The organism is Acinetobacter sp. 3657, assembly GCF_031456775.1.
Lineage (GTDB): Bacteria > Pseudomonadota > Gammaproteobacteria > Pseudomonadales > Moraxellaceae > Acinetobacter.
The window spans coordinates 23,872-36,142 of record NZ_JAVDVH010000001.1; the positions used below are offsets into that span (position 1 = coordinate 23,872).

The window sequence follows — 12,271 nt, forward strand, 5'->3', positions numbered from 1 at the left end:
AAAGGAATGAAATGATGACTTTGATCGACACATTAGCCAAATACCCAGTGAAAACTATTGAGGTCAATGGTCAAGTGCAAGCCTACCGTGAAGCAGGTCAAGGACAACCACTGATTTTATTGCATGGGATTAGCTCAGGTTCAGCCTCTTGGGTGAATCAGCTCGATGTGCTCAGTCATCATTTTCATGTCATTGCTTGGGATGCACCGGGTTATGGCATATCAACTGGCTTAAATACTGAACAGCCCAATGCCGCAGATTATGCACAACGTGTATTGGGTTTAATGGACGCTTTAGCGATTCAAAAAGCCATTGTGGTAGGGCATTCGCTTGGTGCGCTACAGGCCAGTGCCTTTGCTCATCTTTATCCTGAACGTGTGCAAACCTTAATCATCGCCAATGTGGCACAAGGCTACCAACGTGCAGATGATGAAACCAAAGCACAGGTCTATCAAAAACGCCCAAATATGCTGAAAAGCTTGGGCAATGCGGGCATGGCGACGAGCCGTGGACCACATTTAATCTATAAACAAGAACCTCAGGCACTTGCTTTGGTGAACGAGGTTATGAGCCATTTAACTTTAGACGGTTTTACGCGGGCATCGTACTTGCTGGCGTATGACGAAATCAGAAATTATTTAACCAATATCAACGTTCCTTGTGTGGTGATTGCAGGTGACAAGGATGAAATCACCCCTGCGCAAGCGATCAAGGAACTTACTGTAGAAATGCAATTGAGCCGATGTCATCTCATCACAGATGCAGGTCATCTGAGTTATGTCGATCAACCTGAACAGTTTAACGACATTGTTTTATCGGCAAATTAAGATTTAAACGAGAGATATGGATATGAGCTTCCAAGTTGAAGGAAAAGTAGCAGTGGTAACAGGTGGCTCGTCAGGCATTGGTTTGGCTGCTGTGGAAATTTTAGTTGCAGAGGGTGCAAAGGTCGCATGGTGTGGTCGAGATGAAGTGCGTTTAGCAGCATCGAAACTTTATATTTTAGAGAAATATCCGCATGCCAATATTTACACCAGTATTTGCAATGTTTTAGACAAAGAAGATGTAAAACGATTCGCACAACAAGTTAATCAAAATTTAGGCAATGTTGATATGTTGATCAATAACGCTGGTCAGGGTCGTGTGTCGAATTTTGAAAATACCGAAGATGAAGATTGGATGAAAGAAATTGAACTCAAGTATTTCAGTGTATTGCATCCCATCCGTGCATTTTTAAATGATTTAAAGCAATCAGCTTGTGGCTCGATTAGCAATGTGAACTCATTGTTAGCTCTGCAACCTGAACCGCACATGATCGCAACCTCATCTGCGCGTGCAGCATTGTTGAATTTAACGCATTCACTGGCACATGAATTTACCCAATATGGTATTCGCGTGAACTCGATTTTACTGGGTATGGTGGAGTCGGCTCAGTGGAAACGCCGTTTTGAAACCCGATCAGACCCAAATTTATCGTGGGAACAATGGACGGGAAATATTGCAAAGAGTCGTGGTATCCCGATGCAGCGTTTAGGAAAACCCGAAGAACCTGCACGTGCTTTGGTGTTCTTGGCTTCGCCATTGGCATCCTATACCACAGGTTCAACATTAGATGTCTCTGGTGGATTTAATAAACATTTATAAGGTGCTCACATGAAACAGTTGATGATGATCGGTTTTGGCGCGATGGCAGCAGAAGTGTATGCACATATGCCACATGACTTACAACTTAAATGGATTGTGGTACCTGTGCGGAGCGTGGAAAAAGTACAGGCACAAGTCTCGCCCGATGTTCAGGTGATTAGTTCAATTGATGAGTGTCACGGCAACCCTGATTATGTGATTGAAGTTGCTGGCCAAGCCGCTGTGAAAGAGCATGCTCAGAAGGTACTCGCAAAGGGTTGGACCATCGGTTTGATTTCTGTTGGAACTTTGGCTGATAACGATTTTCTCATTCAACTGAAAAATACGGCGGAACAACATGATGCACACTTACATCTGCTTGCAGGTGCAATTGCTGGAATCGATGGTATTTCTGCCGCGAAAGAAGGCGGTTTAGAAAGGGTTACCTACAAAGGCTGTAAAAGCCCAAATAGTTGGCGCGGAAGCTATGCCGAACAATTGGTTGATCTTGATCAGGTTCGTGAAGCAACGGTTTTTTTCCGTGGTACAGCCAGAGAGGCGGCATTGAAGTTTCCAGCCAATGCCAATGTCGCGGCAACTATTGCACTGGCAGGTTTGGGCATGGATGAAACCATGGTGGAGCTCACAGTTGATCCGACGATGAACAAGAATAAACACACCATCGTGGCAGAAGGGCTGTTTGGTGAAATGACCATTGAGTTGGTGGGGGTGCCATTGGCAAGCAATCCCAAAACCTCGACTTTGGCAGCACTAAGTGTGATTCGTGCGTGTCGCAATAGTGTTCAAGCGATTCAGATTTAAAAGGATTTGATCATGATAAAAGAAATTTATATCGCAGGTGAATGGCGATTAGGCAAAGGTGGTACGATTCAAAGTTTGTTTCCAGCAGATCAGTCTGTGAATGCTGAGATTTCAACCGCGAGTTTGGAAGATGTCAATGAAGCGATAGAGAAAGCGGATCTGGCATGGCGTAAAGCTGAATGGCGCAATAGCCTACCGCATGAACGTGCCCGTATTTTATATAAGGTAGCAGACATTATCGAAGCGCGTGTTGATGAACTTTCTAAACTACAAACACGTGATAATGGAAAGCCACTGGCGGAAACACGTGCCTTGACCATGAGTGCAGCTGCAACAGCGCGTTATGTGGCAGCAGCTTGTGAAACGATGAATGATGAATTGACCACGCAACGTGCAGCAGATTTCATGACCATGAGTGTGCATGAACCTGTGGGCGTTGTAGCAGCGATTACGCCATGGAACTCACCGATTGCCAGTGAAGTACAAAAGCTTGCACCAGCCATTGCGGGCGGAAATGCTGTGATTTTAAAACCCGCAGAAGTGACTTCTTTGATCGCATTGGAATTAGCAAAAATCTTTGAAGAAGCGGGTTTACCTAAAGGTTTATTGAGTGTGCTTGTCGGGCGTGGTTCGGTGATTGGTGATGCGATTGCGAAGCATCCATTGGTACGCAAAATTTCATTTACAGGTGGAACGAGTACAGGTCGCCATTTGGCACATATTGCCGCAGACAAGTTGATTACAACGTCTTTAGAACTTGGCGGCAAATCACCAACGATCGTGATGCCAGATGCGGATATTGAACTCGCTGCGAAAGGTGTGGCTTATGGGATTTTTAGTTCAGCGGGACAGGCGTGTATTGCAGGCGCTCGCCTGTTTGTGCATAGCAGTATTTATGAGCAATTCCTAAATCGTTTGGTTGAAATTACCAAAGGCTTGCGAGTCGGACATCCTGAAACAGCAGGTGTGCATCTCGGTTCTTTGATTAATCCAAAACACTTAGCTTCGGTGGATGCTTATGTTCAATTGGCTAAAAAAGAAGGGGGGCAAGTCCTTGTTGGTGGTCATGCATTGACTGATGGTGAGTTGGCAAAGGGTAGTTTTTATTTACCGACTATTATCACAGGTCTCAATAATTCAGCACAAACTTGTCAGGAAGAAATTTTTGGTCCTGTGCTAGTCGTGATGAAATATGACGATGAAGCTGATCTGATTGCTCAAGCCAATGACAGTTGTTTTGGTTTGGCAGCAGGGATTTGGACTGAAAATTACCGCAAGGCTTGGCAAATTGCCCGTGCTTTAGAAGTCGGTACAGTTTGGATTAATACCTATAAAAAATTCTCTATTTCTGCGCCATTTGGTGGCTTTAAAGAAAGTGGTATCGGACGTGAAAAAGGACGTTTAGGCATTTTATCTTACATGCAGCAAAAAAGTATTTATATGGGATTGAGCGAGCAGCCAAATCCTTGGTGTGATTAATAAATTCATGGAATGAATAGTTTTTTTGAGGAATAAACCAATGACAGAACGTGTAAATGTAGGCGAAGCCATCGCGCGTGTTTTAGAAGCACATCAAGTGGATAGTATTTATGGCGTGATCTCGATTCATAACTTACCCATTGCTGATGCAGTCGGTCGTCGTGAAAAAATCCGTTTCGTGGCAGCACGTGGTGAAGCAGGTGCAGTGACGATGGCAGATGGTCATTCACGCTTTAAAGGTTTGGGTGTCGCTTTAACCAGTACAGGTGCGGGTGCAGGAAATGCGGTGGGTTCATTGATTGAAGCGATGAATGCAGGCAGTCCAGTGTTGCATTTAACTGGTCAAGTTGAACGTGAATATTTAGATCGTGATGCAAGTTTTATTCATGAAACCAAAGATCAACTGACTTTCTTACGTGCATCGAGCAAAGCTGCTTTTCGTATTACTAGCCCTGACAATGCGGTTGGGGTCATTCGTGAAGCGATTCGTGTAGCGACTACAGTGCCAATGGGGCCAGTCAGTGTTGAGCTACCAATTGATGTACAAGCAGCAGAAATCGATTTACCACTGAATCTAGGTCCAGTTAAAGCTCTCGAATTGCCTCAAGCAGATCAAGTTGAAGTTGATTTAATTATTGATGAAATCAGGAAAGCCAAACGTCCAATTTTCTGGATTGGGGGTGGTACGCTGAATAGTGTCGATGAAGTCAAAGCGATTGCTGACTTGGGTATTCCAGTGGTGTCTTCAACCCATGCGCGTGGTGTATTGGCAGATGATCATCCGCGTAGCCTAGGTGCATTCCATAACTCAGCAGGCGTTGAACAACTTTTAAAAGATGCTGATTTATTAATTGTAGTCGGGTCTCGCTTACGCAGTAACGAAACCAAAACCTATTCAGTGCAGTTCCCTGAAAATATTATTCAGGTCGATGCCAACCCAGTGGCGCAACAGCGTAATTACAAAATTCGCAACTTTATCTGTGGCGATGCCAACGATGTATTGCAACGAGTATTGACTGGCTTACAAGGTGTATCAAAAGTCGATGCTGATTATGATGCAGCAGTTGTTGATGCGAAACAGGCAGCAATCAATGCTTTACGTACACAGCTTGACCAATATGCGTTGATCTGTGATCACCTTCGTGCAGCACTGCCACAAGACGGCATCTTTGTTCGTGATATCACCATGTCAGGTAGTACATGGGGCAGCCGTTTATTCCCAGTACAAGCACCAAACCAAAATATTCACTCTTTAGCAGGCGCAATTGGTTTAGGTTTAGCAACCGCAATTGGTGCCTCAATTGCCAATCCAGACAAGAAAGTGATTGGTTTAGTCGGTGATGGCGGTCTGATGTTAGGGATTGGTGAAATTGCCACGATGGCGCAAGAAAATACCAATATGGTGCTCATGATCATGAATGATGGTGGTTATGGGGTGATGCGCGGCATCCAAAAAAATTACTTTGGTGGTCGTCAATATTTCAACGAATTACATACACCTGACTACAAAGTTCTAGGTGAGGCGATGGGGGTGAAAAGTTGGAAAGTCGATAGTGCTGATGAGTTTAAAGCCGTGATTCAAGAAGCCGTTGCATTCCAAGGACCAACGGTCATTGAACTCGATATGAACTCGATTGGCCCACTTAACTTTGCTGGACCACCACAGAAAAAATTGTACTAATCCGTTTGGGCATCGGGTCATTGGGAGGTGTTTCCGAATGTCGAGATAAGTTGTAGGCAAATTTTTTTGCCTACAATGGGTTGAAAACTATGTTTTACAGGTAAAACAAAAACAGGCCAACAGGATCGTTGGAACAAAAGCGAAGGAATATGATATGAATAAGACATTTATTATTGCGATGTTTGCTGCATTGACTTTGGGTACGACCACCAATGTATTTGCACAAAGCTCAGCATTAGAATGGAAAAGTGAAGACGGAACGGATTCTGTCAAATTGGGTGGCGTGGTTCGACTCAATCAACGCTATGAAAATTGGGAAGGGCCAAACGGTGGCTTTGGCAAACTCTATTTTGATATTTTCAGAATTGATCTGAAAGGTAAATTTGACGACGCCTATTTTAATGCGAGTTATCTTTTCCAAGATCAAGGAAAACGCTCAATTGAGAAAGCCTATGTCGGTTATAACCTCAATGAGAATCACAGCATCGAGGCTGGTTTGGTCTATAAGCCTTTTGCAATTTATCCTTATCCACAAAATGGTTGGACTTACCACATTCCATTTTTCTTGGGATATGGAAATAATATCGCACCCGGCTTGAATTGGAATTTTCAGAATAAAGACTGGGATATGAAGCTCGGCTATTATCCTGAAATGCTCGCAACCAATTTACGATACTCACCTGAAAGTGCCACTTATGATGATTTGGCTGAAAATGCGTTTCCAACACAGCAAGCCTATCAAAATGAAAAACGTCATCAGGTGAATACACGGATTGTACGCAAATTAGAGACGGAATTCGGTAAACAAGAGTTTGGCGTAACAGGGGCGATTGCTCAGTTGCACAATAAAATTACCGATGACAATGGTAAGTATTATGCAGTGGGGCTGCATAGTAACAACAACTACAAACGCTTCAATTTACAAAGTTCAGTGATTCATTATCAGTATGATGCGAAAAATCCTGACGGTGTAAATAGCGATATGACCTTGATGGGCGCGAATGGGTTTACACCCGCCTACTTTATTGCTTCTGAAGGAACGATTGCCAGTTTAAACCTTGCTTATACTTTGCCTGTGCAAGACATGGGGAAACTCAAAGCGATCCGTTTTTACAATGATTATAGTTACTTAGACAAAAAAAGGGATGATTGGTCTGATTCGCAAATGAATACAACAGGCATGATGTTTATTGCTTCGCCGTTTATGGTATGGACTGACTACACATGGGGCAAAAACGCCAATATCATTGGTGGTGCAACCAATGCCACAGGCTTTACTTCAACTGTCTCTCCAAATAGTGACAAGTGGCTCTATCGTATTAATTTGAATATTGGATTTAGTTTTTAAGTCTTCATAAATTTTGATCACAAATAAAAAAAGCAAAGCCGAGGCTTTGCTTTTTAATTTTTCTGAAAAACTTAAATTTTGCTGATCAAATCATTGATTTGTTTTGCTTGTTCAGCAGCATTACCTGTATATGTAGCAGGTGTAAGCTCTGCTAAACGCGCGCGCTCATCTGCTGGTACTTGTAACAGTTCATCACCATTCACGAAGTTCACCATCATATCACGTGTCATTGCTTGACCACGGGTTAATGCTTTTAATTTTTCGTATGGTTTTTCAACGTTATAACGACGCATAACGGTTTGAATTGGCTCGGCAAGCACTTCTTGCGCTTGGTCTAGATCTTCATTAATACGCTGTGCATTCAGCTCAAGTTTACCAACGCCTTTTAGGCATGCATCAAAAGCAATCAAGCTTTGTGCAAAACCAACACCCATATTGCGGAGTACAGTTGAGTCAGTTAAGTCACGCTGCCAACGAGAAACAGGAAGCTTTTCACCGAGGTGACCCAATACTGCATTGGCAATACCTAAGTTACCTTCAGAGTTTTCAAAGTCAATTGGATTCACTTTATGTGGCATCGTTGAAGAACCCACTTCGCCATCTTTTAACTTTTGTTTGAAGTAACCAAGCGAGATATAACCCCAAACGTCACGGTTAAAGTCGATCAAGATGGTGTTATAACGACGTAATGCATCAAACAATTCAGCCATATAGTCATGTGGCTCAATTTGCGTGGTGTATGGGTTAAATGCTAAACCTAAAGACTCAACGAATGCTTGTGCATGCGCTGCCCAGTCAATTTCTGGATAAGCAGAAAGGTGAGCATTGTAGTTACCTACAGCACCATTGATTTTGCCTAATAATTCAACATTTTCAAATTGCTTGATTTGACGTGCTAAACGATAGGCAACGTTTGCCATTTCTTTACCCAACGTAGTAGGGCTAGCAGTTTGACCATGAGTACGAGACAACATTGGTTGTTCAGCGTGTGTTGTTGCTAGAGCAGAAATTGCATTCAAAATTTGCTTCATGCTTGTAACTAAAACTTCACGACCATTTTTAAGCATCAATGCATGAGATAAGTTGTTGATGTCTTCTGACGTACATGCAAAGTGAATAAATTCACCTGCATTTTTTAATTCATCAATGTTGGCAATTTTTTCTTTAAGGAAATATTCAACTGCTTTTACATCGTGATTGGTGGTGCGTTCGATCTCTTTAATGCGGTTGGCATCTTGCTCAGAGAAGTCTGCAACAATTGCATCTAAAGCGGAATTGGTTTCAGCAGAGAATGCTGGAACTTCGATGATTTCTGCACGATTTGCCAGTGCTTGTAACCAACGCACTTCAACTGTGACACGAGCGTGGATTAAACCAAACTCAGACAAAAAAGGGCGTAGTGCATCGCATTTGCTTGCATAACGTCCATCAAGTGGTGAGAGTGCGGTTAAAGCATTCATACAGATTCCTTAAATTTAAGTCTCTCCTTGTGGGAGAGATTTAGAGAGGGTACATAAAAGGCATAAAAATAAATTCGTTGTAGCATCGGTTTAAACCACCTGATACTGCAAACGAGCGAGAGCTTGAATATCGTGCAATAATTTACGTTTGCTAAAAATCATACCCCATGAACTACCACCGAGTTGTCGCCATAAGTGTGCAAGCTGGATGCCCGTAAACAGGCAAGCTCGAATGCGATTGGTATGGTTCATATCTTTGAAGGCTTCAGCATTGCCACGGACTAAAATGCGTGGATTAATTTGACCCGCAGTTTCAACATAAGTTTGCGCTAAACTGGCAATAATACTTGGGTGTAAATAGTTATTATCGAAAAAAGACAACTGTTTTAAGATTTTTTGTTGTGCTTTTTCGATGATTTTTACATATTCTGGGTTGCTATAAACTTTCTTTTCTAACTGCAATAGCGCCATTGCATAAGACATTGGAAGTTTGGCAGTGCCCAGTTTAGGAATTCTTGATTTAGGCGCGGTATTAAAAGGCTGGGTAATACAGCCTTCTAGGGTTTTTAAGCCCAATGAAATATCAGCGAGTTGATTAAAAAAATCTAAGGTCTGCGTTGCACTATTACTGGCGGGACGAATATTTAAACTGGCTTTGATCAGTAGTTCTAAATAGAAATTACCACTGTCACCAATACTTTGTTGACCTGCCATCGCCGTCATATGCGTAAGCTGAGTTGCCTGAAAGACAGCTGCCAATGCCAAAGCACGGTTTTGTCTAACATTCAACGCTTGAGTGGGCTGAAAGGGGAACTCCGCCATGCTTCGCTTCCAATGTCCTTAAATAAAATCTGGCTGAGGTGCATTGGTATGGTGAATAACACCACCGCCTAAGCAGACCTCTCCTGAATAAAACACCACACTTTGCCCAGGGGTAACGGCTCTTTGTGGTTCATCAAATTCAACACGAATTCCTTTTTCTGTCTGTTCATCGCGGTAAATTGTACATGCTTGATCCGACTGACGATAACGCGTTTTAGCAGTACATCGGAAACCTGTGCTCGGAATTTCCTGTTCGCCAGCAACCCAATCAATCGACTCACTCCAAAGTTGTGTACTTTGCATGAGTGGATGTTCGTGTCCCTGTCCAATCACCAGTCGATTATTGGCAATATCTTTGTGTAATACGAACCATGCACCTTCTTGTGCACCCTTCATACCACCAATCCCGATACCACCGCGCTGACCCAGCGTATAGTACATTAAGCCGTGATGTTCACCAACTTCTTTACCATTGTCTAAAACAATTTTTCCAGCTTGAGCAGGGAGGTATTGTTTTAAGAAATCACTAAAACGACGCTCACCAATAAAACAGATCCCTGTTGAATCTTTTTTCTTGGCTGTAGCGAGATCTAGTTCTTCTGCGATTTTGCGTACCTGAGGTTTTTCAATTTCACCGACAGGGAACAAGGTTTTATTAATTTCACGACCATGAACTGCATGGAGGAAATAGGTCTGATCTTTATTATTATCTACACCACGTAATAACGGCGCATACGTTTCACCACGTGAGTTTTGCATCGTTGCACCGCGACGCGCATAGTGACCAGTTGCAATAAAATCTGCGCCAAGAGTCATCGCGTGATCGAGGAAAGCACGGAATTTAATTTCTTTATTACAGAGAATATCTGGGTTAGGCGTACGTCCAGCCGCATATTCTGCTAAGAAGTGCTCAAACACACGATCCCAATACTCCATCGCAAAGTTCGCGGTATGTAGTTTGATCCCAATCTTCTCTGCAACGGCTTGAGCATCAGCCAAGTCTTCTAGTGCTGTGCAATATTCCGTACCATCATCTTCTTCCCAATTCTTCATGAAAAGACCTTCAACTTGATATCCTTGTTGAAGTAAAAGCGCGGCAGAAACAGAGGAATCTACACCACCAGACATACCGACGATGACACGTTGTTGCATAGGATTAAGCATCCAAATGAGGGGTTAATGAGGGAGAGAAAGGGTGCTCATAAATAAGCGATAAAGGATATTTTTTGCCAGCGAGGGCATCTTGAACAGCTTTTAAAACCAATGGGCTACGCGCACGTGCTGATTCTTGTAGTTCATCTACATTCATCCATACCGCAGCAACGATGCCTGTATCGAGTTCCGCATTTTCTTCAACTGAAGTGACATGTGCCAAGAAGCAAAAACGGTAATAGGTACGATCAGGAAACATCGGTGGCGTATAGGTATAAATACCGAGTAAGTGATCAACTTCAACATGATGACCTGTTTCTTCTAAGGTCTCACGAATTGCTGCTTGGATAATGGTTTCATCACATTCAACATGACCAGCAGGTTGATTAAACACGGTATGTACATAGCCCTCGCTGTGTTCTTCGACAAACAGAAAGCGTCCGTCTTTTTCGACTACAGTGGCGACTGTGACATGAGGTGTCCAAGCGGTCATAGAAAGCACCATGATTTTAAAAAACGTATTCTACAAAATTTGGGGCTTTTTGGCTATGGTGAAGTTTTTCATTTGGGCACAATGATTTCAGGTTGAATTTCAAGTTTTGCTGCTTTTCGTGAGAATTTTTTATCGTCAAATGAATAGATTTTTTCACAAGCCGAATAACTTACTAAATGTATAGCATCAGCAAAGTCCAGACCTTTTTCATAATATTGTAAGGCTTGCTTTATATTTACTTCATCTTCAACTTTGATGTGGCTTAAAGTCGATACATGTTCAAACACACTGGAAATTTGTTGACGATTAAATTGATAAAATCCACGCATTACCCATTCAAACTCTAATAATACTGTTTTTGCAACGTATAGTTGTTCAGTCGATTCAATGATGTCTTTTGCCAGTAATCGCTGCTTCTGCGCTTCATTATCTGATTGATCTTCTATGTAGTAGCGGGCAAGAATATTAGTATCTAAGCCAATCATTTTGATAATAGACTCGCAACATCAAAATCTACAGGAACAGGGTTTTTATTCGATTTGAGCATGCCAAAACCCGTATTTGATCTATTTTCATTTTTTGCTTGTAGTGCTTGCTCTAATAATTTTGCTAATTCCTCAGATTCAAGTAAGCCCGCTTGTTCTGCTTTTTTAACTAATTCATCAGGTAAATGAATGGTTAAAGATGTCATGGTACACCTCACGTTTATTTTTTATAAGAATCGTTGATTATTTGATCATAACATAGTCTCTTTTATTAGTGAGTTGCATCTTTATAATCATTCTTCACTTTTACATAATTCTGCGCCGAATAAGGTAAAAATGCTTTCTCTTTATCTGTGAGAGGGCGGACTTGCTGTACTGGGCTACCGACATACAAATAACCGCTTTTTAAGACTTTACGGGGTGGAACTAAACTACCAGCACCGATCATCACGTCATCTTCAATAATCACGTCATCCAAAACAACGGTATTAATTCCGATTAAGATACGATTACCAATGGTACAACCATGTAAAGTCACATGATGCCCAACAGTCACATCCTCACCAATCACTAAAGGCGAACCATTTGGTTTAGATTGATTTTTATGGCTGACATGCAACATACAATGATCTTGCACATTACTGTTTTTGCCAATCTGAATCGAGTTCACATCGCCACGAATCACGGCAAATGGCCATACTGAAACATTCTCAGCTAATTTGACATCACCAATCACGACAGACATGTCATCAATATAACAGCTTGAATCAATATCAGGTGTTTGGTCTAAATAAGCGCGAATGTTCTTGGTCATAAGGGGTGTCAACATAAAAGATAGCGGAATTATAAAATAAAAAAGCACTCAAACTAAATAGTCAGAGTGCTTAATTCGCTTATTTAAAAAAT

At 42.1% G+C, this 12,271-nt stretch carries 13 protein-coding genes; 6 read left to right on the forward strand and 7 right to left on the reverse strand.

Annotation, left to right across the window (positions count from 1 at the left end; genetic code table 11):
- Positions 1–11 precede the first annotated feature (11 nt).
- The 6 genes from J2Y37_RS00110 to J2Y37_RS00135 all read left to right on the forward strand — a co-directional run bounded on the left by J2Y37_RS00110 (position 12) and on the right by J2Y37_RS00135 (position 6,953).
- Complete coding sequence (locus tag J2Y37_RS00110) at positions 12–827, forward strand: alpha/beta hydrolase (RefSeq protein ID WP_349031414.1); 816 nt, start codon at positions 12–14, stop codon at positions 825–827.
- 22 nt (positions 828–849) lie between these two features.
- Positions 850–1,644: an SDR family oxidoreductase gene (locus J2Y37_RS00115; protein ID WP_349031415.1), complete on the forward strand. Its 795-nt coding sequence runs from the start codon at positions 850–852 to the stop codon at positions 1,642–1,644.
- 9 nt (positions 1,645–1,653) lie between these two features.
- On the forward strand, positions 1,654–2,445 hold the full coding sequence (locus J2Y37_RS00120; protein ID WP_241323397.1) for an aspartate dehydrogenase: 792 nt from the start codon (positions 1,654–1,656) through the stop codon (positions 2,443–2,445).
- Positions 2,446–2,457: 12 nt separating this feature from the next.
- Complete coding sequence (locus J2Y37_RS00125) at positions 2,458–3,924, forward strand: aldehyde dehydrogenase (RefSeq protein ID WP_349031416.1); 1,467 nt, start codon at positions 2,458–2,460, stop codon at positions 3,922–3,924.
- A gap of 40 nt (positions 3,925–3,964) precedes the next feature.
- On the forward strand, positions 3,965–5,605 hold the full coding sequence (locus tag J2Y37_RS00130; RefSeq protein ID WP_349031417.1) for a thiamine pyrophosphate-binding protein: 1,641 nt from the start codon (positions 3,965–3,967) through the stop codon (positions 5,603–5,605).
- A 154-nt stretch (positions 5,606–5,759) separates the two neighbouring features.
- Entirely contained in the window at positions 5,760–6,953 is a 1,194-nt protein-coding gene (locus J2Y37_RS00135; protein WP_349031418.1) for a hypothetical protein, read from the forward strand.
- Between the two features lie 71 nt (positions 6,954–7,024).
- Here J2Y37_RS00135 and purB read toward each other — a convergent pair whose 3' ends face one another.
- The 7 genes from purB to J2Y37_RS00170 all read right to left on the reverse strand — a co-directional run bounded on the left by purB (position 7,025) and on the right by J2Y37_RS00170 (position 12,179).
- On the reverse strand, positions 7,025–8,413 hold the full coding sequence (gene purB / locus J2Y37_RS00140) for an adenylosuccinate lyase (RefSeq protein ID WP_349031419.1): 1,389 nt from the start codon (positions 8,411–8,413) through the stop codon (positions 7,025–7,027).
- Positions 8,414–8,503: 90 nt separating this feature from the next.
- Entirely contained in the window at positions 8,504–9,235 is a 732-nt protein-coding gene (hflD, locus tag J2Y37_RS00145; protein ID WP_349031420.1) for a high frequency lysogenization protein HflD, read from the reverse strand.
- Positions 9,236–9,253: 18 nt separating this feature from the next.
- Complete coding sequence (gene mnmA, locus J2Y37_RS00150) at positions 9,254–10,387, reverse strand: tRNA 2-thiouridine(34) synthase MnmA (protein WP_349031421.1); 1,134 nt, start codon at positions 10,385–10,387, stop codon at positions 9,254–9,256.
- 4 nt (positions 10,388–10,391) lie between these two features.
- Positions 10,392–10,880: an NUDIX hydrolase gene (locus tag J2Y37_RS00155; RefSeq protein ID WP_349031422.1), complete on the reverse strand. Its 489-nt coding sequence runs from the start codon at positions 10,878–10,880 to the stop codon at positions 10,392–10,394.
- A 68-nt stretch (positions 10,881–10,948) separates the two neighbouring features.
- A complete protein-coding gene (locus tag J2Y37_RS00160) occupies positions 10,949–11,365 on the reverse strand; it encodes a type II toxin-antitoxin system VapC family toxin (RefSeq protein WP_349031423.1) in 417 nt (138 codons plus the stop codon).
- Positions 11,362–11,571, reverse strand: coding sequence for a hypothetical protein (locus J2Y37_RS00165; protein ID WP_349031424.1), 210 nt, complete (start codon positions 11,569–11,571; stop codon positions 11,362–11,364). Before J2Y37_RS00165 ends, J2Y37_RS00160 begins: the two co-directional genes overlap by 4 nt.
- Positions 11,572–11,636: 65 nt before the next feature.
- On the reverse strand, positions 11,637–12,179 hold the full coding sequence (locus tag J2Y37_RS00170) for a gamma carbonic anhydrase family protein (protein ID WP_349031425.1): 543 nt from the start codon (positions 12,177–12,179) through the stop codon (positions 11,637–11,639).
- Positions 12,180–12,271: the final 92 nt, after the last annotated feature.

Coding starts and splice junctions, on each gene's coding strand:
- J2Y37_RS00110 (WP_349031414.1), top strand. CDS start 12: ATGATGACTTTGATCGACACATTAGCCAAATACCCAGTGAAAACTATT.
- J2Y37_RS00115 (WP_349031415.1), top strand. CDS start 850: ATGAGCTTCCAAGTTGAAGGAAAAGTAGCAGTGGTAACAGGTGGCTCG.
- J2Y37_RS00120 (WP_241323397.1), top strand. CDS start 1,654: ATGAAACAGTTGATGATGATCGGTTTTGGCGCGATGGCAGCAGAAGTG.
- J2Y37_RS00125 (WP_349031416.1), top strand. CDS start 2,458: ATGATAAAAGAAATTTATATCGCAGGTGAATGGCGATTAGGCAAAGGT.
- J2Y37_RS00130 (WP_349031417.1), top strand. CDS start 3,965: ATGACAGAACGTGTAAATGTAGGCGAAGCCATCGCGCGTGTTTTAGAA.
- J2Y37_RS00135 (WP_349031418.1), top strand. CDS start 5,760: ATGAATAAGACATTTATTATTGCGATGTTTGCTGCATTGACTTTGGGT.
- purB (WP_349031419.1), bottom strand. CDS start 8,413: ATGAATGCTTTAACCGCACTCTCACCACTTGATGGACGTTATGCAAGC.
- hflD (WP_349031420.1), bottom strand. CDS start 9,235: ATGGCGGAGTTCCCCTTTCAGCCCACTCAAGCGTTGAATGTTAGACAA.
- mnmA (WP_349031421.1), bottom strand. CDS start 10,387: ATGCAACAACGTGTCATCGTCGGTATGTCTGGTGGTGTAGATTCCTCT.
- J2Y37_RS00155 (WP_349031422.1), bottom strand. CDS start 10,880: ATGACCGCTTGGACACCTCATGTCACAGTCGCCACTGTAGTCGAAAAA.
- J2Y37_RS00160 (WP_349031423.1), bottom strand. CDS start 11,365: ATGATTGGCTTAGATACTAATATTCTTGCCCGCTACTACATAGAAGAT.
- J2Y37_RS00165 (WP_349031424.1), bottom strand. CDS start 11,571: ATGACATCTTTAACCATTCATTTACCTGATGAATTAGTTAAAAAAGCA.
- J2Y37_RS00170 (WP_349031425.1), bottom strand. CDS start 12,179: ATGACCAAGAACATTCGCGCTTATTTAGACCAAACACCTGATATTGAT.